15 protein-coding genes and 1 pseudogene are annotated in these 22,183 nt (G+C 45.6%); 8 read left to right on the forward strand and 8 right to left on the reverse strand.

The genetic code is table 11. The annotated features are described in order from the left end of the window. A partial coding sequence (locus tag IKG78_RS01770) for a Tex family protein (protein ID WP_290938528.1) occupies nt 1-1,928 on the reverse strand: 1,928 nt, incomplete at its 3' end. Nucleotides 1,929-2,373: 445 nt separating this feature from the next. Here IKG78_RS01770 and IKG78_RS01775 point away from each other — a divergent pair. Further along, nucleotides 2,374-3,012, forward strand: coding sequence for a GNAT family N-acetyltransferase (locus tag IKG78_RS01775; RefSeq protein ID WP_290938530.1), 639 nt, complete (start codon nt 2,374-2,376; stop codon nt 3,010-3,012). Nucleotides 3,013-3,035: 23 nt separating this feature from the next. On the opposite strand, the gene IKG78_RS01780 is transcribed toward IKG78_RS01775, so the two are convergent. The 7 genes and pseudogenes from IKG78_RS01780 to IKG78_RS01810 form a co-directional block, all read right to left on the reverse strand. Further along, on the reverse strand, nt 3,036-3,209 hold the full coding sequence (locus tag IKG78_RS01780) for a DUF2442 domain-containing protein (RefSeq protein ID WP_290938532.1): 174 nt from the start codon (nt 3,207-3,209) through the stop codon (nt 3,036-3,038). 18 nt (nt 3,210-3,227) lie between these two features. Further along, on the reverse strand, nt 3,228-5,804 hold the full coding sequence (locus tag IKG78_RS01785) for an FISUMP domain-containing protein (RefSeq protein ID WP_290938534.1): 2,577 nt from the start codon (nt 5,802-5,804) through the stop codon (nt 3,228-3,230). Between the two features lie 4 nt (nt 5,805-5,808). Beyond that, nucleotides 5,809-7,164, reverse strand: coding sequence for an FISUMP domain-containing protein (locus IKG78_RS01790; protein ID WP_290938536.1), 1,356 nt, complete (start codon nt 7,162-7,164; stop codon nt 5,809-5,811). A 38-nt stretch (nt 7,165-7,202) separates the two neighbouring features. After that, nucleotides 7,203-8,627, reverse strand: a complete 1,425-nt coding sequence (locus IKG78_RS01795) for an ATP-binding protein (RefSeq protein WP_290938538.1) — start codon at nt 8,625-8,627, stop codon at nt 7,203-7,205. Nucleotides 8,628-8,913: 286 nt separating this feature from the next. Beyond that, entirely contained in the window at nt 8,914-9,891 is a 978-nt protein-coding gene (locus tag IKG78_RS01800; protein ID WP_366074566.1) for an IS3 family transposase, read from the reverse strand. Beyond that, a complete protein-coding gene (locus tag IKG78_RS01805; protein WP_290938540.1) occupies nt 9,873-10,304 on the reverse strand; it encodes a transposase in 432 nt (143 codons plus the stop codon). The genes IKG78_RS01800 and IKG78_RS01805 overlap by 19 nt, the downstream gene beginning before the upstream one ends. A gap of 142 nt (nt 10,305-10,446) precedes the next feature. Next, a pseudogene (locus IKG78_RS01810) lies at nt 10,447-10,917 on the reverse strand (1-deoxy-D-xylulose-5-phosphate synthase N-terminal domain-containing protein); the annotation flags it as partial. A gap of 744 nt (nt 10,918-11,661) precedes the next feature. Here IKG78_RS01810 and IKG78_RS01815 point away from each other — a divergent pair. The 7 genes from IKG78_RS01815 to IKG78_RS01845 all read left to right on the forward strand — a co-directional run bounded on the left by IKG78_RS01815 (nt 11,662) and on the right by IKG78_RS01845 (nt 22,150). After that, nucleotides 11,662-14,784: a type ISP restriction/modification enzyme gene (locus IKG78_RS01815; protein ID WP_290938542.1), complete on the forward strand. Its 3,123-nt coding sequence runs from the start codon at nt 11,662-11,664 to the stop codon at nt 14,782-14,784. Between the two features lie 372 nt (nt 14,785-15,156). Beyond that, the gene (locus IKG78_RS01820; RefSeq protein WP_290938544.1) at nt 15,157-16,680 is read left to right on the forward strand and encodes a hypothetical protein; all 1,524 of its coding nucleotides are present in this window, start codon (nt 15,157-15,159) and stop codon (nt 16,678-16,680) included. Nucleotides 16,681-16,780: 100 nt separating this feature from the next. Further along, complete coding sequence (locus IKG78_RS01825; RefSeq protein ID WP_290938547.1) at nt 16,781-17,020, forward strand: hypothetical protein; 240 nt, start codon at nt 16,781-16,783, stop codon at nt 17,018-17,020. Nucleotides 17,021-17,092: 72 nt separating this feature from the next. Further along, nucleotides 17,093-18,619, forward strand: a complete 1,527-nt coding sequence (locus tag IKG78_RS01830) for an autotransporter outer membrane beta-barrel domain-containing protein (protein ID WP_290938549.1) — start codon at nt 17,093-17,095, stop codon at nt 18,617-18,619. A gap of 10 nt (nt 18,620-18,629) precedes the next feature. Then, a complete protein-coding gene (locus tag IKG78_RS01835) occupies nt 18,630-19,406 on the forward strand; it encodes a hypothetical protein (RefSeq protein WP_290938551.1) in 777 nt (258 codons plus the stop codon). 16 nt (nt 19,407-19,422) lie between these two features. Continuing rightward, the gene (locus tag IKG78_RS01840; RefSeq protein WP_290938553.1) at nt 19,423-20,175 is read left to right on the forward strand and encodes an EI24 domain-containing protein; all 753 of its coding nucleotides are present in this window, start codon (nt 19,423-19,425) and stop codon (nt 20,173-20,175) included. 292 nt (nt 20,176-20,467) lie between these two features. Further along, on the forward strand, nt 20,468-22,150 hold the full coding sequence (locus tag IKG78_RS01845; protein WP_290938555.1) for a hypothetical protein: 1,683 nt from the start codon (nt 20,468-20,470) through the stop codon (nt 22,148-22,150). Nucleotides 22,151-22,183: the final 33 nt, after the last annotated feature.

The raw sequence follows: 22,183 nt of genomic DNA on the forward strand, positions 1-22,183 counted from the left end.
CTACCCGTCACGAGGTCGTTGATGGTCTTGATGCGGTCATCGAACTTAGCATAACGGAATTCCTTACGCGGGTCGCGGCTCGGCTTCTGGAGTTCCTTGAGGATATCTTCCAAAGTAGCACGACCGACTTCATCGGAGAGGAATTCGTCGAGCTTAATGCCCTTCACAGCGTCTGCATTGCCGACCATTTCCTTGACCGGAACGCCGACCTTTTCAGCCATCTTTTCGACGAGGGCGTAGTTTTCAGGATGCACAGCGGAATCGTCGAGCGGATTTTCAGCACCCGGGATACGCATAAAGCCTGCGGCCTGTTCGAAAGCCTTCGGGCCAAAGCCCTTGACCTTCTTCAAATCTTCACGGCTTGCATAAGCGCCATTTTCTTCACGGTACTTCACAATAGCTTCAGAGAGCGTGTTGCTGAGGCCTGCCACGTGAGAGAGGAGCGGAGCAGAAGCGCTGTTCACGTCGACACCGACCATGTTCACGCAGCTTTCCACCACTTCGTCCAAACGCTTCTTGAGCTCGCGCTGGTTCACGTCGTGTTGGTACTGGCCCACGCCAATGGACTGCGGATCGACTTTCACAAGTTCGGCAAGCGGGTCCTGCAAGCGGCGGCCAATAGAAATAGCGCCACGGGTCGTCACGTCTTCCTTCGGGAATTCGGCGATAGCGATCATGCTTGCGCTATAGACAGATGCACCGGCTTCGGAGACGATAACGCGCGGCGGAACCTTGCCCTTGAACTTGAGAGCCATTTCGCCACAGAAAGCGTCCGTTTCGCGGCTTGCCGTACCGTTACCGATAGCGATGAGGTCAATCTGATACTTGTCGATGAGGCTCATCAGATAAACTGCTGCACCGGCCTTGTCGTTCCACGGTTCATGCGGCTTGATGATGCCGTGATCCATGAACTTGCCGTTCTTGTCGAGCACAGCGACCTTGCAGCCCGTGCGGAAACCCGGGTCGAGGGCGAGCACAGCCTTGTGGCCTGCCGGAGCGGCGAGCAAAACGTCCTGGAGGTTCTTGCTGAATACCTTGAAAGCTTCTTCTTCAGCGGCATCCTTGAGGAGGAGGCGCACTTCACTGTCCATGCTCGGCTGGAGCAAACGTTCCCAAGCGTCCTTGCACATATCTTCGAGATACGGCTTCCAGACAGAGTCACCCTTGATGACCTGGTTCTGCAAATAACCGATCATTTCTTCGTTCGGGACTTCGATGGAGAGGCGGAGCACCTTTTCCTTTTCGCCACGGCGGAGAGCGAGCATGCGGTGGCTCGGAATCTTGCCGACCGGTTCGCTAAAGTCGTAGTAGTCCTTGAACTTCGTTTCTTGCTTTTCAAAATCCTTCTTGACCTTGGAAACCATGACGCCAGTCTTTTCGACCTTGTTGCGGAGGTACTGGCGGAATTCTGCGTTGTCTGCAACTTCTTCGGCGAGGATGTCGGCTGCTCCCTTGAGAGCTGCACGCGGATCGGCGAGTCCCTTTTCTTCGGACAAATAAATGCGTGCAATTTCTTCGGCCGTGTTTCCGGTATTTTCCTGGGCCCACATCAGGCGGGCGAGCGGTTCCAGACCCAGTTCCTTTGCAATCGTTGCGCGAGTACGCTTCTTCGGCTTGAACGGAGCGTAAATATCTTCGAGAAGAGTCTTGTCCTTGCAAGCTTCGATCTGAGCCTTCAGTTCCGGCGTGAGCTTGCCCTGTTCCTCGATGCTCTTGAGGATCGTTTCCTTGCGATCGACAAGTTCCTGGAGGTAGTCGCGACGGTGGCTGATGTCGCGGAGTTCAATTTCGTTCAAAGTACCCGTCTGGTCCTTACGGTAACGGGCGATAAAGGGGATCGTGCCCCCCTGGTCCATAAGTTCGAGCGCCTTAGATACGCGCCACACTTCAAGATTCAGCTCTTCAGCAATAATCGCAGAAAAATCCATTTGAGATTCCTACTTGTAGATTCCGTTTCCGGATTTGGGGTCCACCGAACCGTACACCCACGTTTGGATAGCACAGCCCGCACGGCCCTCAGTGACACAAGCCTAGCGGCAATCACAGCCAGGCACCCCGTTCGGGGGTTCATTCAATATAGCAAAAGAAAGTGTCAAATTTTTGACAGTTGGGGGCGACACGCAAAAAAGATGTCTGGAGGGGGCGGAACGAGAAGAAAGACTAGCGTACGGAAATACAATTGAAACAGTCGTCACACAATTTCACAACTAAGCGTAGCCGCGGACGCTGTTGGAATCAAAGTCTATCGGAAGACGTTTCAATAAAAAATGGGTTTTCTTTTTTATTTTTAAGGCGAAGCATTACTTAAATGTCGAAGTGCCCAGAAATGTTGAAAACCAAAACAAAAAGCTCGAGGGGTAAGGGTATCTCTATATGGCTAGTGAACTTGTATTCGGATTACAGGCTCGCGAGGAACTCGACGAAGCGGGCTTAATTATGGCCAGGGCGTACGAAAATTACGACTATGTCACGCTCTATTTCCCTGATATGGAGAAAAGCCGAAAGGGACTACTGATTTTTATGCGCTGCGTTCTAAAGGCGAACTATGGAAAGGCTGATTTGTTGGCGGTGCATCGGGACGGCAAACTAGTTGCCCGTGCAACACTGGAGGCTCCCGAGTTCAAAAAACCTTCCGCGTTCCAGTACATCATTCATGGTTTCTGGCGAGTTTATCTTAATACGAAATGGAGTGAAATTAACGGATTCATAGCCATGGACGAAAATGCCAGCAAGCCCTGCCACGATTTTCAGAAATTAGGACCGGACATCTGGTATCTCAGCATGCTCGAAGTAGATCCGTCTGCACAGGGGCAGGGCGTCGGTTCGCAGTTTTTAACTTATATAGAAGAATACGTGCGAGAGCGAGGCGGCAAGCAGTTGGCCTTGTTTACGAATTCACGGGAAAATCTCGCTTTTTACAGCAAGCGCGGCTACGAAGTTTTTCACGAATGCGAAATTGAGCATAACGGCCAGAAAATCGGCAGCTGGAGCATGAAAAAAATGTTGAAGTAAAAGAGCCTCAAAAGATACGAAATCTAAATCAAGCTCTTGATAAACTCCGGGGCGAAATCGACACCGTTGCTCCACACGATTGTATGAGCCTGAACTTTGAAATCTTTGAACAAGTCCAAGTTCGAAAGTTGCTGAACAATCGGTCGGTGATCATTCTTGACACTGCGCTTAGGGGGATGTTTTTCAACTTCCCCCACAATCGCATCTAAACCAAACTATTCGTCATCTTTTATGCAACGAACCGCATACTGATAACCGCTTAATAGAACAGATATTTTATCATCAAAGAGATCGACCTTATCGTCGGAAACACTCAGGCGAATACATCCAACGGAACCATCGGTCACCGTAGATCCAAAGAAATATGTCGAAGAGCTCATGTTACAAGTCGTGTTAGAATATACTCCCGCACAGCCAGACCGCAAAGCACCAAAGCCTAACAAGTCTTTACCGGGCTTCGATTCAGGCCAAGTTTCCGTCGATTTCAAATTCAATCCACCAACAAACTTTCCACCCGCAGCCTGAATCAAGACATCCCATTCATCGTTGCTTGGTAAATGCCAACCACGAGGGCAAACGCCTCTAGCCTTTTCTTTCATTTGGCATTCACTGAATCCGCAACCCTTCGCGTCTTCGGAGAATATTCCAACAGAATCCACGGCAGCAAGAAAACCATACAAGCGGCCATAACGTTTGCATTCTTTATTATCTTCTGTTGTATAAGATTTACAGGAGCTATGAGCTCGACCCCATTCATAATTAAAATTCAAATTTTCGGCCATCCATACCTGCTCTCCAATTTTCACAGTTTTATAAACCTTATTATCACGGAAATCGGTCAACGTATTTGCAACCGAATCATACGTACTTTCGTCCTTTATATACATACCGGTATAATTGGAATCGGCACTTGTTGATTTTATGCAGCGGACATATCCTTGCTCCGATTTCAACTCCGTGCTTACATAAAGTTGCAATGTATTCGAATTCATAACAGCAGCAGACTCTGTTATGGGAGAATTACTTACATAACCATGCCCCCAATAAAATACGCGAGCAGAATCAGGAGCAAAAGGCAAGGCATTAAAGCCGTATAAGTCATACCCATTTCCATTATTTCTCCAACCTTGTGTAGCCTTTAATTTCTGACCGGCAACAGATTTACCTCCTGCATACTGCCTCAAAACAATCCAATCGGACTCACCCGGCAAACGCCAACCATCAGGACACACTCCCTTCACAATGTGGGGCAACAGACAATCCGACCGATATCCGCATCCGGCCCCATCTTCTGAATATACCATGGCAGAATCTATAGCGGCACTCCACAAATACAAACGTCCGTAGGTTTCGCAGTTTTCCGCTTTACCGTCATAGCAAGAACTCAATGTGGTATCCTCAAGATACGGGATTTTAAGGTTTTCGGCCATCCATACTTGATTTCCGATTTCAATAGTCTTGTAAGTACGACCATCTCTAGAATCTTTAAGAGTACCATAAACAAATTCATGATCCGGCTTGGGGATTTCATTCTTATCCGTATAATCCTTGATACATCTAATCGAACGGAAACCAGAGTAAGTGGAAAAAATATATTTGTCCGTTGTATCGAACGCCACCGATTCCGATTTAGCAGGAGTCCAATAATAAGCATCCGTTCCTTCGTTAATGAAGCCACCTTCATCAAGCTTCACACCAGCCGGGAGAACAGAAAAACCATAATCATCCGTTGCTTCATTTCCTTTCCACCCTTGCTTCGACTTTAACTTTTTCCCCGCCTTGGTGGCATCCACCGTATAAAGCAGTTCATTCCAATCGTACATGGAGGGAATATGCCAGCCATCAGGGCAAGCCCCTCGCACAAAGGAACCATCGCATTTTTTATTCATGGCACATTCCCAGCTATAATCCGAAAATGCCTTCGCGGAATCTAGCGCAGCGCCCGCGTTATAATAACGGCCATATTTTGAACAATTGGCCTCATCGTTTAGATAGCAAAAACTTTGCGCCGATTTGTAGTAATATTTGAAATTCAAATTTTCGGCCATCCATACACGGTTATTGATAGTAACGGTCTTGTAAACATGACCATCACGGCCATCGGTCAGCGTATGCTTTGCATCATCATAGACCGACGCTTTATAAACAACGCTAGAACTGCTGAGCCTTATCCGCGATGAACTAGACGACGATTTTGCTGTAGATAAAGTATCCGAACTTGACGGCAACGAACCTTCGATACAGCGAACCGAAAGCTTGAAATTTTTTGCATTGTCTTCATGGAAGACAAAATCGCTAACGCCGTCAAATCTCCAGTTGTAAGCGTTATCGCGGTCGAGTTCCGTAGAAGACCAGAACAAAGCCGTGATTCCCTTTTTCTCGATTTTATCCGCATCATTATAGTAGCCATCGGCGGACACGGCAAAACCGTAAAGATTCGTTCCATTTCGATTTACACCCCAGCCGGAATTAGCCTTCAATTTAGCTCCGGCAGAATCAGCACCACCAACTTCGTCAAACAACTTTTTCCAGTCTTCATCATTGGGCAAATGCCAGCCTTCCGGACACGCATCATTAGCCTCTTTCCACGTATAAAAGTCCTTTTTGTACTCGAGATTTTCGGCCATCCAAGTCTGGTCACCGATAGTCACCTTTTTATAGCTATGGCCATCACGGGAATCGACAAACGAGCTCAGTTCCTCTTCAGTAGAGGGTGCCGCAGACGAGGATTCAGAACAAGCGATAAAGCCAAATGTAGCTCCGATTGAAAGTGTCAATAAAAACTTTTTCATGTTCCTACCTCTTTATGCAACGAACGGGATAAAAACCAGAGTTACTGTTCGAAGACCAAACGATTAACTTATCTGCAACAAAATCAAATTCAGCCGTGCCATACCCAACTACACCTCCACCAACCCAATATCTAGCTTTTTTCTTTCCAAGATTGAAGCCATTTGTAGAAGATGCATTAGAAGACTCATAAAAAGGAGAAAAACCAATATTAAGACCATACACATTCTTTCCGTGATTAGCCCCAACAAACATCGTATCAGTACTGCACACCGTTTCGAGAATTCCCCACGGAGACGTCGCAGAGAGCTTATCTAATAGTCCTCTCCAATCTTGAGCCGAGGGTAAAAACCAACCTTCCGGGCACGCATTCTTAGCCGCAGACCAGCTGTAATAACGACCAAAATATTCACAGGTATCTGCATTTGGATAGCAAGTGGATTCACTAATCAGAGAGGTTTTATACTTCAAATTTTCAGCCAACCAGGTTTCACCGTCAATGGTAACCGTCTTATAAACTCGACCATCACGAGGGTCTTTAACGGAATCATATTCAACCAAGGCAGGATCGTATTTTAAAAGCGACTTACTGACATCTTCGGGCATAAAACTACTACTGCTTTGGGCGCTTGAACTACTTTTAGCATTTGAACTGCTAGAAGAGTTGTCCGACGTAATCTTTAAGCCCTTTATGCATCGAACAGAAGCCGCCATTTTCTTACCGTCATAATTGCGAACCGCATGTTCATGGCTTTCATTAAAAGACCAGTAAAGAACATTTGTCGAATCGTAAGCCGTTGCCGACCAGAACGCCGCAACAGAAGCTTCACCCGTATAGAGTTCCTTTATATTACGATAACCCGCCGGCAAGACAGCAAATCCGTAATCGTCAATGCCAACGCCTTCATTGTCCCAATCCGTTTTTGATTTTAGAAAACGGCCAGCGAAATCAACATCGCCAACAGCCTTTATCAAAGTCTTCCAGTCTTCGTTATCTGGGAAGCGCCACCCCGAAGGGCAAACACCGCGCACCATAGAACTGGACCATGAATACAGCCTACCATATTTACGACAGGCGGCATCATTGTCATTGTAACAATAACTGCTCGCTGTAGAATCGCTGAATTTATAGTTTAAATTTTCGGCCATCCAGGTTTGCTCACCAATCGTAACAGTATAATACTTGTGATCATCACGGTAATCAACAAACGAATCGGTTTGCACTTCAGAGGCATCAAAACGATTAATCTCAACATCGACTTCTTCAGCTTCAGGTTTACTTGCGCTCGAAGACTCGCAGGCCCACAACGCCATTACCGAAACAGCGGCAAAAAAGAATTTCTTTTTATAATAGTATTTCATGGACATACAAAGTAGAAAAATATTTATCAAAAATCATCTCACCCAAACAAATCATCCAATTTCACTTGATTGTTGACAATACCCGAATGCTTATTTTTTGCCACACCAAATGTCGTCACATAAGTAAGTTGCAGAGACAACCGTTTGCGTTTCATCGTTTTGCGATAAGCTGCGAGCCGATTACGCAGCGTAATTTCTTCATCGGAATCAATAGCATATTCGCTTTCACTGAATTTCATTTCGCAGATGTTGACCGTCCGGTCTTCACGGTCAATGACCATATCAATCTGCGTGTTTTTTGAATCCGCTCCAACAATCCGGCAAGGATATTCCGTCGAAAGAATCCCCGAAATGCCAAGTGTTTTTTTGATAAGCTCAACGTGTTCAAACGCAAGCATTTCAAAGGTCAATCCCGCCCATGTGTAAAAAGCAGACTTTGTTTGAAATTTTTCCCAAAAATTTTTTTTGTGCGCTTTAATTGCATCTGCAAAATAAAAATAGAACAACGTGTAAAAATCCACTAACTGATACAACTGCTCTTTTTTGCCATCGTTGTATGCATCGTGCTTTTTTACAAAACCGCAGAAACAGAGATTTTCAAGGATGGTCGAGAACGAGCCTCCAGTACTCATGCCTGTTCCTTTCTGAATTTCTGTACGGTTTAAGCCGCTTTTTCGTTCACTCAGAACCTTTACGACTTTAATATAATCTGTAGAGTTTTTAAACAAAGATGCATACAAATTATCTATTTCATTAGAAAGTCCGCCATCATCCGTAAACAAAAGTCTATCGATATTTTGCGTCAAGCTGTATTCGCTATCAAGCATATCCAAATAAAACGGGATTCCACCCAGAATCATGTAGCAAATAGCTATTTCGTATCGGGAAAGATTGAATCCGCGACTTTCAAGCATTTCTTCTGTTTCTCTTAGCGTAAAAGGCTTGAGGCGAATATGGCTAGTGAGCCTATTGTGAAGCCCACCGTGATTATTTATCAGTTTGTTCATCATCCACGATGTTGCCGATCCGCAAACAACAAGCAGAATATCATGACGCGACGATGCAAAGTCGTTCCAAAAATGTTCCAAAGCAGAAATAAATCCCGACTTGGGCGTATCCATCCACGGCAATTCATCAAGCAAAATAACCTTGCGTTTGGCGTTCGATTTTTCCACTAAACGCATCAGCAAGTCAAACGCTTGCAGCCAATCTTTCGGTTCGTTCGTTAGAGATTCATCATAATGCAGAAGCGTCAAATAAAAATTTTCGAGTTGTTTTGCAGTCTTTTCATTGGCAAGTCCAGATACAGAAAACAGAAGTTCGTTTTCGAAGAACTCCTTAATCATAAAAGTCTTGCCAACGCGACGACGGCCATAAACAGCGACAAACTCCGATTTGTCGGACAAATACAACTTGCTTAGAATCTTTTGCTCAACCGTTCTTCCGATGATTTTTTCACGCATACTCTACCTCTTCTACAATATACATTTATTTTAAGCCAAAACGCAACAAATTTTAGAGTTTTGGCTGATTATAGCAAAAATCGCCTTTTTTAGCAAAATTTCGCCATTTTTAAAACAATATTTTCAGCCAAAATCTACTAAAAACTCAAATTTTGGCTGATTATGTTTAAAGCATGACCATCCCTGAAAAAGGTTGACACTTTTTGGGTGATTTTACGGACCGGGTTGACACTTTTACTGTTTTGGTTTACAACTTTTTCCCGGTATGACTGACCTGGTTGACTGTTCAACTGACTGGGTTGTCACCGCCGACCGGACTTCCTTCTTCCAAAGATATCTTTTTCTTTTCCTGCCTTCGTTCCCAAGGATTTTTCCAGCACCGTTTTTGAGGTCCTTCCTGCCCGTGGGCTTCGTCTGGAGTCTGCATCCCTATGCTCATGTGAGGCCGCTTTTCGTTGTAGAAGCTGATTATCCGTTCCAGTTCCTCGCGGCATTTCTTGCGCGTTGGGAACGTCATCTTGTATAGCCATTCCGTTTTCAGGATTCCGTTTGCGCGTTCTGCAACCGCATTCTCAAGCGGGTCGCCACTCTGCGTCATGCTGATCCCGATGTAGTGTTTCTTGAGATCGTCCACGTATTCGTAGCTGCAGTATTGGCTGCCCCTGTCGCTATGGTGTATCAGGGCGTGAGTTTGCCCGGGAGGCACGGTGGCGATAGCCATGCGGAGCGCTTCCAGCGGGTATCGGGTCTCCAGCGTCGGGCCAAGCGCCCAGCCCACGATCTTGTGCGAGTAGGAGTCGGTCAGGAGCGACAGGTAGCATACGCCCTCGTCCGTCTCCACGTAGGTGATGTCCGCCACCCATATCTGGTTCGGACGGTTCGGGACAACCCCCTTTACGAGGTTCGGGTACTTTCTGTAGTTGTGCTCCGAGTTGGTTGTCCTGTAGTGACGTCGCCGCCGCATGCGTACCATGAGGTCGTTCTGGCGCAGTATCTCGATGAACGTGTCACGTCCCGGCATGTCACCGCAGCCGCCCATGCTTGCCGATATCATGCGGTGCAGCTTCGTGCAGCCGATTCCGGGATTGTCCTTGCGCAGCTCGCGTGCCGCATCAATGACGATGGTTTCGATGGCGTCCGCCCCGAAGTCGTTGTCGCCTCGCTTGTAGAACGCCTGCCTGCTATAACCAAACAGCCCGCAGAGGGCCTCCAGGGATGCGCCCGGAAGTCTCCTGCGTAGCAGGGCTACCGTTTGGTGCCAGATTTTTTTCTGATGGGTATGTTGAACTTGCTCTCGGCTAGCTCTATCATTGTGTCGAAGGCTTTCGCGCGTAGGGCCTCGGCCTCCAACGCCTTTTGCAGGCGACGGTTCTCGAGTTCAAGTTCGCGTATCCTTTCATCGGGGTTCTTGGCCATGTCATCAGCCTCGCTTGCCCCCAAAGATAGCGATTCTTCACGCAGGTAGCGGTCCATCCAGCTGAACAGCACCTGCTTGCCGCTCAGGTGGTACTTTTCCACGATCTGTGTCGCGGTCATTTTCCCCGCGTTGTATTCCGCTACGATTCCGATCTTGTCCTCGTCGGAAAAGACGTATTTCTCGGTGACGATTTCTTCCCAGAAGGGATGCCCATTTTCATCATGGGAAAGGATCGATTTTACGACCTGTTTTGTCTCCATTTGCACTATACCTGCCTTTTGTATAGTGTCAACTTTTTTCAGTATAAGACAGAATGCTGAAATTTGCGCAATTTCGCCAATTTTTAAGGAGATATGAAGCGGCGCTCCACTTCACCGTAATTTTATGTCTTTTAAAAATCAACTACCCCAGTACCGCCTTCACATCCTCCACAATCTGCTTGGGCGTGAGGCGGTTCCTTTCCATGAGCTCGCCGTAGGGGACCTTGTCGTAGAATTCCTTCTTGAGGCCTTTTACGAGTACGTGCATGTCGCTGTTGCCGTAGAAGCGGGCAACCTTTTCGCCGAAGCCGCCATCGACCACGCCGTTTTCGAACGTCACGACAACCTGGTGGTCGGCGCGCTGGCCTTCCAACACTTCGCAGTCGATGCCGGTTGCAAATCGCGGGTTGATGATGGTGGCGTCGATTCCCTGCTTGGCGAGTTCTGCCGCGGCTTCTTCGGCGATGGACATTTCGTTATCGTTCACGACCACGATAAAGTTGGTGGCGTATTCGCCGGCGTTGTCGAGGCCTTCGAATGCTTCGCCGCCGCTCAGGGAACCGTCACCGATGACAGCGATCACGTTGCCCTTTTCGCCCTTGATATCGCGGGCGGTTGCAAGTCCTTTTCAGAAATTCTCTCGCACTACCCGCTTGAGCGCATTCTTTCCAATTACCACCTGATGCACGAAGCGGACATTACCAAAATGGCGGAGATAATCGAGTCAACTCTATAACACATATCTCATTTGTCACGCCCCTTCTTTTGTCACGCCCGCTCCATTTGTCACCCCGGCCACTGTGCCGGGGTCACCGTTTTTTTTCGTCATTCCGGCCTTGCCCCGGAATCCAGCACACGCATCACACGTCATTCCGGCCTCCGAGCCGGAATCACCGTTTTCATGTCACCCCGGACCTGTTCTCTTTGACCACTTAGCACTTTAGTGCTTATGTGGTCATGATCCGCGTATGGGGACGGGGTCATCGTTTTCCTTTTATACTACATTGGCCCTCTTCGAGGGCATTTAGCACGGTTCGGTCATGCCAACTCATGCAAGCATGGTTGTCGCGACACTCTCCTTATGCTAAATTTCCCACAGACATAGCTCCGTACCGAATGGTTCGGGGCGACCGGAATTTTTGAGATTCGTCTCTTATTCAATGCTGGAAAATCACCACTTCTAAAAGCAATACAGAATAGGACGAACGCTCACGCCCGCATTGGGCGTGGGTCGTTTGTGTTTATGTATTGCAGGGTTGTGGTGACCCGTCCAGCATATAAGCCTACGACTCCACGCCTTTTTTTGTGTGGAAATCGCGGTGTATTAAGGAACGGCTCTCGCAACGCTGGAGCCGCCATGACCGATTTGGACAAGAGCAAAATTCAAGCCGTCGCACAATACATCGACGAGGTTTCCAAGCAGTTTTCTACGGGCAAGGCGACCGAACACAGCTATCGCCCAGCACTTGCGAAACTGCTTGGCGACTTGCTCCCCAAATTCACCATCACTAACGAGCCGAGCCGCATCCAGTGCGGGGCGCCGGACTACATTATCGCGAAAGGGAGCGGAGCAACATCGATTCCGGTTGCGTTCATAGAGGCGAAAGATGTTGGCGATAGCGACTTGGATGGAAACCGCCAGCACAAGGAACAGTTCAACCGTTACAAGAACTCCCTAGACCATATCCTTTTCACGGACTATCTTGATTTTCATCGATACGAAAATGGCACGTTTGTTAGTAGCGTTCGTATTGCAGAAATTAGGGGAAATAAAATTGAGCTATTAGAAGCGAATGTTCCGATGTTCTTAGGTATGGTTGCAGCCTTTGCTGAAGCCCATCCACAGAAGATAACGAGTTCTACAAAATTAGCGCAGATGATGGCCGCCAAGGCGCGACTCCTTGCCGAAGTGATTGAAAAGACTCTCGAAAGCGATAGCGAAAAAACGGGAGAGCTGGCGGGGCAATGGAAATCTTTTCAGAGAGTCTTGATTCACGATTTGACAGAACGCCAATTTGCAGACATTTATGCACAGACGATTTGCTATGGAATGTTTGCCGCAAGATTGCACGATGATACTCCCGACACTTTCAGTCGTGAAGAGGCCGCGACCCTTATTCCCAAGACGAATCCATTTTTGCGCAAAGTTTTCCAGAATGTTGCCGCATTTGATGTAGATACAAGCATCGCGTGGATTGTAGATGACCTTGCAGAAACATTCCGTGTGACGGACATGCCGAAGGTCATGAAAAATTTTGGAAAGGCGACGGGCCAAGCCGATCCGATGATTCATTTCTACGAAGATTTTCTGCGCTATTACGACCCCAAGCAGAAAAAAGCCTGCGGCGTTTATTACACGCCTGAACCCGTTGTGCATTTTATCGTCAATGCCGTCGATGAAATTTTGAAGTCTCGTTTTCATTTGAGTGAAGGTCTTGCCGATACAAGTAAGGTGACAATTCGCCAAACTTCGAACCTCTATACGGACAACCGCACTAAGGACCACAAAAGGTACGAAAACCGCGAATACCACAAAGTGCAGATTCTCGACCCGGCAACGGGTACGGGAACATTCCTTGCTGAGGTTGTGCATAAAATTTATTCTAGCATGGAGAATCAGAAGGGCGCTTGGCAAAATTATGTCGAAGAACACTTGCTCCCTCGTCTGAACGGTTTTGAATTTATGATGGCTCCATACGCCGTTGCCCACTTGAAATTGGATATGGTGCTGGCGCAGACGGGTTACAAGGCGAAACAGGACAAGCGACTCCGCATTTTCTTGACAAATTCTCTCGAAGAATGTGACCACGACACAGGAACATTGTTTGCACAATGGCTTGCGCAAGAAGCGAACGAGGCAAACCTTGTCAAGCGTGATACACCCGTGATGGTGATGATTGGAAATCCACCGTATAGCGTGAGTAGTAGCAATAAGAGCGTTTGGATTCAAGAATTGTCGGAAACCTACAAGAAGAATTTAAACGAGAGGAATATTCAGCCCCTTTCGGATGATTACATTAAATTCATTCGATTAGGCCATTATTATGTAGAAAAGAATGGCGAAGGAATTCTGGCCTATATTTCGAACAATAGTTTTATAGATGGAATCATCCATCGGCAAATGCGGAAAGCATTGATGGAAACTTTTGACGAAATCTATATCCTTGATTTGCATGGGAACTATCGAAAGCAAGAAACGGCGTCTGACGGCAGTAAAGATGAAAACGTCTTTGACATCATGCAAGGCGTAAGCATTAATATTTTCGTTAAGAGAAAGCAGAGTGTCATCCTGAGCGAAGCCCGTAAGGGCGAAGTCGAAGGATCTCTAGCCAAAGTTTATCATTACGAACTTTTCGGTAAACGTTTTGAAAAATACGCGTTTCTTGCAAAAACTTCGTTCAGCGATATTCCTTGGAAAGAACTTTCTCCACACACACCGCAATTTTTCTTTGTACCTAAAGATTTTTCTGTTCAGATTGAATATGAGAAAGGTTTCAAAATAGATGACTTGATGAAAGTGAATGCAGCCGGTATCAAAACGCATCATGATGCGGAATTAGTGTCATTTGATACAATTAGTTCGTCATGTAATCAAATCTATTCATATAGAGTACTTGATAATCGCTTCCTTGATTATGATTTAAAAAGGGTTGAAAGACATCGATTTGCCTTAATGCGAAATCTTATTAAGGATAATTTGTCTTTAAGCGTTTCTCGACAATGTATTGATGATTGGAAATATGTTTTCTGCACAAATCGGATATCTGACATTAATCTTATTGCTAGTGCAGGGAAATTAGGTGGTGGAAACGTTTTCCCGCTCTACCTTTATCCTACCGAAGGTGAAGAAAAAATCGGTGAAACACGCAAGCCCAATCTAGACGAAAAAATTTGGCGTAAGATCGACGCATGCCTAGATTCTTCGACTCCGTTCCCTTCGGCAAGCTCAGGGAACTACGCTCAGAATGACAATTCGCATATTACAACTCCTGAACAGATTTTTGATTACATCTACGGAGTTCTCCATACGCCATCCTATCGTGAAAAAAACAAGGAATTCCTGAAAATCGATTTTCCGCGTATTCCTTATCCCGAAAACAAAGAAGAATTCGAACGCATTGTTTCCATTGGCAACAAACTCCGCAAGTTGCACCTGATGGAAGAAATCCCGCCGCAGGCGACCTCCTTCAACATCGAAGGCGACAATGTTGTAAACGAAACTCGTTTTGAAAAGGAGATTCCCGGTCAAGCCGGGAATGACAATTACGGCAAGGTTTTCATCAATAAGAATCAGTATTTCGGTAATGTTCCTGAACTAGCCTGGAACTTCTACATCGGCGGTTACCAACCCGCCCAGAAGTGGCTTAAGGATCGCAAAAATCGAACCCTCACATACGATGACATCTCACATTATCGCAAGATCATCGCCATCCTTATCGAAACCCAGAACTTGATGCAAGAACTTGATAAAAAAACGTAATTTTGCCTTCCTTACTAGCATCCAAATCTAGCAGTGTCATTTTTTCTAAAAAAGACAAAATTTGACAGTTGTTAGGATATATATTTATCGATAAAGATCCGCTACGGAACATGGCTAACGCAAAACGCGGTAAACGAGATGGAAAGATTTTTCCACTTAGTCGAAGACGATTACGGCGATTTCGAATGTTTTACAGACTTCAGTGACGACTAATTTTTATTTCCATCCAAATCCGCTAAAAGCTCATATTTTAGCGGATTATGTTAAAAAAAACGCATCAATACAAGCAGCAACGCGAAAAGTCCATCTTGAACAAATACAACCATATTCTTATATTTGTAAAATGGCAACACTTTTCCAAAGGATTTCCCGATGAAAAAGACCATTAAAGCGGCCTTGGTTTTAATTTCTTTATTGACAGTCACTCCCTTCGCCCAAAACGTCTGCATCGAATTATGCACTCCATGCATAGGCAAAAAGAAAGACCAGACTTGCAAAAAAGTCGAGGAACACTGCCAATGCGCAGCACTTCTCGACAGCATCAGTGCCGCCAAGTCCGCAAGAGAATCCGAAGCTGCAGCTAGCATAGACAAGCTTTCTTTCGAGTTGCAGCAAACATGCGAAAATAAAATTTGCACACGCAAAGTCGTTTTCGAAAATGGACTTTTCAAGAAAATCCAGAACGAGAACCAGCCCATCCCCGATGAAGACGCCCAAGCGCTTTACGATGCAAAAGTAGCACAAAACCAATCTTCGATGACACGCATTGAACCACTGCCGCCGCTGAATGGAGAATGCGCAGCATTTTGCGGAGATTGCCCCGTCACGGACAAGATGCTAAAAGCGAAGAAACCCAAATTCAAGGACAAGTTCTGCAAGAAAATTGAAGAATCTTGCAAATGCATTGAGTACGCCATCAACGCCAAACAACTTGACGAGCAAGCCAAGGCAGACAGCATCGCCGACTTCGAAAGTAAAGTCCAGCGTATCGAAAATGCAAAATTGTTGGCAAAGCAAATACAGGACCAAGCAACCGAGAATTCAGCACAAGCGTTCACCGTCATATTCGCCAACAAAGAAATGGTCGCCTTGGACATTCAAAAAGCAGAAATTGCAACCAAAGAAAAACAGCAAGAATCTGTAGCCTCAGTCGAAGAAAAAACGACGGACGCCGCACAAGCATCTGATTTACAAGGAAGTAGCGACAAACTAGCTTCAGAAACAGCAATCAGCGAACAAGATCAAGACAAAAGAGTTTTCCACGAAGTCGATCCTTTCAGTTCAAGCAAGAGTGAAAAAGCAAGCAAAGGCAAAAGCACTTACATTGGATTATCACTCGCTTTTGAATTCCCAGAAAGCAGAAATTACTATGATTATTCTTGGGGCGGTGGAGCACCAGACTATGATTTCGGAATAAATCTAGGATTCCTTTTTAGAAACTATTTCAATGAAGTTGTTTCATTCAATATCGGCATAAACGCATTTTTCCGCCTAGCAGAATATGACGGCAATCTTCTCTATATAGATTTCAGCACAATCATGGCAGAAATTCCCTTGGGCTTCCGCTTCGGCATTCCTTTAGGTTCCTTACCTGTTTCACCTTTTATCAGCACAAGTTTCCACATTCGTAAACCTATTTATCATTGGGTTTACATTGAATACGATGATGCTCACTATCATTACGGCTATTACGACGCCAAAGAAAAAGATGATGGCTTTGTCGATATCGACAAATGGGAATTCGTTCCTCTGTTGGGTGCCGGTCTGGAAATAAGCCGTCATTTCTCATTTGAATTCCAATGGTATGTAGGAAGTTTCTGTTTTCATGATGGAGACATCGATGATTCATACGAATATGGAAGTAGCTGGCGTCTAAAGTTCGATGTACAGTTCTAAAGGATCTAGTGAATTATTCTTATATTTACGGTACATAGCAGGGCAACTTGCGACCGAATTTTTGTATTCAGCGGAAAAGGCCCACAACCAAGGAGTTTCAATGAGAAAAGCGTTTCTTTTAGCAATCGCTGCATCAGCAATCTATTTCACAGGTTGCTCCACGACAAAGCCTCAAGCCGGTTGGGTAAAGCCCGATGTTTCAAAATACGATACAGAAAACGCCCTTGCCCAATGCGAATACGACGTTTCCATGCAAAAGCTTGAAACTCCGGCAGAAAAAGAAAAAACTGTCAAAAACTGCATGATTCGCCAGGGATTCCGTTACGGATACTACGAATAAATCAAAAATCCTTGTAATATTTTTCCAAAGAATTTCCTGATGAAAAAGACCTTTAGAGCGGCCTTACTTTTAATGTTTATATTGGCCATCGCTCCCTTCGCCCAAAACGTGTGCATTGAATTATGCACTCCATGTGCAGGCAAAAAGAAAGACCAGACTTGCAAAAAAATCGAGGAACGCTGCCAATGCGCCGCACTCCTCGATAGTGTAAGCACAGCCAAGTCCGCAAGAGAAGCCGAAGTTACAGCTAGCATAGACAAGCTTTCTTTCGAGTTGCAGCTAGCATGCGAAAATAAAATTTGCACCCGCAAAGTCATTTTCGAAAATGGACTTTTCAAGGAAATCCAAAACGAAGGCCAGCCCTTCACCGACGAAGAGGCCCAAGCGCTTTACGATGCAAAAGTATTGCAAAGCCAATCTTCGATGACGCGCATTGAGCCATTGCCGCCGCTAAATGAAGAATGCACCGCATTTTGCGAAGGTTGCCCCGTCACGGACAAGATGCTAAAAGCGAAGAAGCCCAAATTCAAGGACAAGTTCTGCAAAAAAATCGAAGAATCTTGCAAATGCATCGAATACGCCATCAACGCGAAGCAACTTGACGAACAAGCCAAGGCCGACAGCATTGCCGAATTGGAAAGCAAAGCCCAGCGTATCGAAAATGCAAAATTGTTGGCAAAGCAAATACAGGACCAAGCAACCGAGGATTCGGCACAAGCGTTCACCATCGTATTCGCCAATAAAGAAATGGTCGCCTTGGACATTCAAAAAGCAGAAATTGCAATCAAGGAAAAAGAGCAGGAACCTGTAGCAACCGTCGAAGAAAAACCGGCGGATTCCACACAAGTTCCTAATTTGCAAGAAAGCAACGACAAACTAGCCTCGGAAACAGCAATCAGCGAGCAAGATCAAGACAAAAGAGTTTTCCACGAAGTCGATCCGCTCAGTTCAAGCAAGAATGCAAAATCAAGCGAAAGCAGAAGTACTTACTTTGGATTGGTTCTGGCGTTCGAACGCCCTAGAAGTGAAGATTATTACGGATTGAATCTTGACGAGTTCCATGATGCATTCGGTATAAATTTAGGTTTCTTTTTTAGAAAGTACTTTAACCGTTTCATTTCGTTCAACATCGGATTAAACGCAGTATTCCATTATGGCGATTACGACATATATTATGAATACGACCACCTTTATAACGATCATGCTTATTTGTATATTGATTATGATTCTTGGGAGGACTTGAAACCAAGTACAATAATGGCAGAAATCCCTTTCGGTTTCAGATTCGGCATTCCTTTGGGTTCCTTACCCATTTCACCATTCATCAGTACCAATTTCCATATCCGTAAACCTATTTATCAATGGATTTATAGCGAGAGCGACAAGCACTCCCATGTCTATAATGATTTCACCACAGCTTCAGATTGGGAATTTATTCACTTTTTAGGCATCGGTCTCGAAATTAGCCGTTATTTTTCACTGGAACTCCAATCCTATTCGGGCAACTTCCGCACCTACAACTGCAACGAAGACGCCGGAGCGGAACAAGGTTACATAAACAGTAAAAGTTGGCGCATAAAACTCGAAGTCGCATTCTAAAGGAATTTACATGTTTAGAAAAATCATTTCACTCATTTTTGCATCTTTATTTTTCTTCGCATGTTCCGACGAAAATCCCATGTCGTCTATGAGAGAAGACTATAGCGAAAGACAACAACACAGACAAGATCAGCTGGATGAAGAAGAAAAACAATGGCAAGAAGAAGCTTGTCGTTATGGATCAAGCACTTTTTCCAATTCCTGGTGCTGTTCCAATTTCGGCTACCAGTGCAACGCCGCCAAAAGTTCATCTTCTGTAAAAAGATCTTCTTCTAGCTATACATACTATTATTCAAGTTCCACAAAGAAACTATCATCTTCCAGTTTCCGAAGCAACTACTCTAGTTCCTCAGCAGTCTATTACTTGACCACAAGTAAAAACATGAAGCTTACATTGACCTACTTTAAGCAAGTCACGCCAGATTGGGACAACGTTCTAGGTTTAGGGAACTACGCAGATGCCGATCCAAACATCAGCTTCGACATTGAATTTATAGATACATACGGCACCAAAACCACTAAAAAAACAGACGTAATGTTAAAGAAACAAGACACAGGATTATGGAGCGGACGGGTCGATTACACCACTACAGTACCCGTAAACACCGAAACCATCCGCATATACCCCAAAATCACTGATGCCGACGTTTTAGCCTCCGATGATTATTCTTCTAATTATTGGTACATTACTTACGATGTAGGCTACATCAAAAATAACGACGTGCAATACCAAACAGACGAACAAAACAAAAAATGCATTCTTGAATGGGAATGGTACCTGTACTAATCTATTCTACCGAAAAATGATTATATTACAACAACTTAAAACAGGTTTCGCAGCATACCCCAAAGCCATTCGCCTCATTAGGGCGAACAGTCTCGTCAAATACTTGCTGATTCCCGTAATTTTAAACATCATCGTCGTCGCGGCATTAGTTTACTCTGGCATTGGCGTTGGCGATTGGATTAACGGCATCATTGAACGCAGCGTCGATAACATGAACGGCTGGATTCAAGCCGCAATGGTCGCCATCAAAGTCGTCCTCCCCATCGTCTTCTTTGCGCTCTTCATTTTCATCGGTGGAACGATTGTCAACATTTTGATGTCGCCCATTTACACGCTCCTTTCAGAAAAGACGGAAACAATCCTCACCGGAAAAGAATTTCCCTTTGATTTTAAACAAACGTTAAAGGACATCTGGAGAGCCATCCGCATTGCCGCGAGGAACACCATAAAGCAACTTTCGCTAATTATACTTTGTTTGCCGCTAAATCTCATTCCCGTTATCGGGAGCGTTATTTCGATTGTCTTGATTTTCATCATCAACGCTTACTATTTCGGGTGCGCCTTCATGGACTACACTTACGAGCGTTGGCGTTTATCGCCTAAAGAAAGCCGCAAAGAAACTCACAAAATAAAATACATTACATTTGCGAACGGGGCTGTCTATTCGCTGCCGCTTTACCTGTTCTGCGGAACGTTTATCGCCGCGTTCATCGGAGGCATTTCTACCGTCGCCGCCACCATTTCGCAGTTGGAGCAAAAAAGGGGTTAGGAGTTAGGTTTTAGGGATTAGGAGGATGCGAGAGGTTCCGCATCTGCGATAAATGTCGTGTAAGCTGATCCCGGAACACTTCGGCATAGCTCAGTGCATCGCGGAGTCCGGGATGACAGAATCAGCAATTGGTGCTGCACTCAGAAGCGTCATCCTGAGCAACGCGAAGGATCCAGTCAACTCACGATTAAATGCTAGTGATTGGTAGTTATAACCTTACACGCCCCTCACAGCCCCTTATTGACATTTTCCCCTTCTGCAATTATTTTTAGCAAAAAAAGGGGAGAAATCAATGCAGTTAATCAGAACTTCGTTCAATCTACGTAGTGATTTGCCGTGGAACATCGTTTATCGCGATTGCATCTACACTTGGATTTCAAGTTACAAGGACAGACGCGGTAAGAGACTTTACGACCAGCTTTTACGCAGATTCCCTAGAGACATCAATTTTTTAGCAGAACCCTGCGGCCAATTCGAATTTGCAGGAGACAAGCTAGAATACTATTCCTTCACTTGGGACCATTGCGACTACATCGGGTTTACTTTTGTCGCAAGGAACACCATCACAAGCCGCATGTGGAAAACGCAAATTGCGTTGAAGCGAACCGATAAGCATGTTCTATGCTTTGTCTCGCAAGACTGCGACTTGGGGAGGGACAAGACTTTACCTAAAATCGAACGCCCTTACATCATCGATCTCCTTACGGAATACCAAGACGGCGACGGTTCCATAGAAATCAAAAAGCAAGCACATATTCTTGAGCCTGGCGAAATCGACAAAGCAAAAAACGCATTGACCGGCCAACTCCGAAACGTCCTCCCCATCGTATATTTAAGTTGTTCCGAACGCACGCATTCGCTAAAGCCGAGCATCGTCGCAGACAACATTTTCGGTATCGCCCACGTCTTCGCCGAAAAGGATTCATCACTACGAGAACGCCTCGCCCAAGAGCTCAAAGGCAAAAAAATACCGCAAGGGGGCGAAATCGGAATCTGCTACGCGAACGCGCCCATTACCGTATTCAACCGCCACGATGTCGTCGATTGGGTTGAAAAGCCCGAAACTTTAGTGCAGGATATTTTCCTCAAAATCCTAAAGACAAATCTTTCGCTGAAATTCAACTTCACATGGGATGCGTTTCTCGCGGCCCGAGAAGAATACGAAAAAGAACTCATCGAAAGAGAGCGCATCCAAAAGATAAACACGCTGAAGGAGATGCAAAAGGAATGGCAAGACGCAAGACAAGAAAGCAGAGACTTGTCGTACCTTGTCGAAAAGCTGATGAAGGATTTGGACAAAGTCACTAAAGAACGCGACCAGTATAAAGACGAGCACGCCAAATACGATTCGCTCCACCGAAAATACATCAACTGCGAAGAAGAACGCAAAACGTGGGAAAATCTCGCCCTCGAAGCAGATGACAAACGCGAAAAAGCCGAAAAGAACCTCAGCGAAATCAAAGAGCAACTGCACGAAGTCTCTGCTACATCAAACGCACTCAGGCAGAATCTGGATTCCAAAACGAACAAGGGAATCCGTTACTTGCCGCTTCTGCAACCCGCCGAAAAAGAAATGTACCCGAACGAATACGTATGCCAGCTCGTACGCGCCTTGAATCTCGCCTTGCCAAACGTCCCCGTGACCGACAAATCGCCTAAAACACGCACAAAGTCATTCATCGAAGACATCCTTGCCGCAAATGCGGATGCCGTCAAGATTTTCAAGGATTACGAAAGCAAAAAATGCGAACTGGAACAAGTCGCCAAGCAAGAAGGTTTGCAAGGGCGCAACGGTTCCAAAGTAATGAAACCCTTCAACATGGAAATCATCACCAAAGGCAACAACCACGGCAAAATCCGCTTTATCGCCGATTCGAAAGAACGATTCATCGGCACAGAGGCATCCTCCGGCAGCGACAGCCTTCACGGCGCCAAGAACGAAGCCAGCGACGTGACAAAAGCGTTATTGTGGTAGCTTTTACAAGGACCCGTATTTTTCTATCTTTGA

Source organism: Fibrobacter sp., from assembly GCF_017545445.1.
In the GTDB taxonomy this organism is placed as follows: domain Bacteria; phylum Fibrobacterota; class Fibrobacteria; order Fibrobacterales; family Fibrobacteraceae; genus Fibrobacter.

Excerpts from the sequence above, each read along its gene's own strand:
- IKG78_RS01775 (WP_290938530.1), top strand. The coding sequence starts at position 2,374 with ATGGCTAGTGAACTTGTATTCGGATTACAGGCTCGCGAGGAACTCGAC.
- IKG78_RS01825 (WP_290938547.1), top strand. The coding sequence starts at position 16,781 with ATGAGAAAAGCGTTTCTTTTAGCAATCGCTGCATCAGCAATCTATTTC.
- IKG78_RS01835 (WP_290938551.1), top strand. The coding sequence starts at position 18,630 with ATGTTTAGAAAAATCATTTCACTCATTTTTGCATCTTTATTTTTCTTC.
- IKG78_RS01805 (WP_290938540.1), bottom strand. The coding sequence starts at position 10,304 with ATGGAGACAAAACAGGTCGTAAAATCGATCCTTTCCCATGATGAAAAT.
- IKG78_RS01840 (WP_290938553.1), top strand. The coding sequence starts at position 19,423 with ATGATTATATTACAACAACTTAAAACAGGTTTCGCAGCATACCCCAAA.
- IKG78_RS01795 (WP_290938538.1), bottom strand. The coding sequence starts at position 8,627 with ATGCGTGAAAAAATCATCGGAAGAACGGTTGAGCAAAAGATTCTAAGC.
- IKG78_RS01785 (WP_290938534.1), bottom strand. The coding sequence starts at position 5,804 with ATGAAAAAGTTTTTATTGACACTTTCAATCGGAGCTACATTTGGCTTT.
- IKG78_RS01830 (WP_290938549.1), top strand. The coding sequence starts at position 17,093 with ATGTTTATATTGGCCATCGCTCCCTTCGCCCAAAACGTGTGCATTGAA.
- IKG78_RS01845 (WP_290938555.1), top strand. The coding sequence starts at position 20,468 with ATGCAGTTAATCAGAACTTCGTTCAATCTACGTAGTGATTTGCCGTGG.
- IKG78_RS01790 (WP_290938536.1), bottom strand. The coding sequence starts at position 7,164 with ATGAAATACTATTATAAAAAGAAATTCTTTTTTGCCGCTGTTTCGGTA.
- IKG78_RS01820 (WP_290938544.1), top strand. The coding sequence starts at position 15,157 with ATGAAAAAGACCATTAAAGCGGCCTTGGTTTTAATTTCTTTATTGACA.
- IKG78_RS01815 (WP_290938542.1), top strand. The coding sequence starts at position 11,662 with ATGACCGATTTGGACAAGAGCAAAATTCAAGCCGTCGCACAATACATC.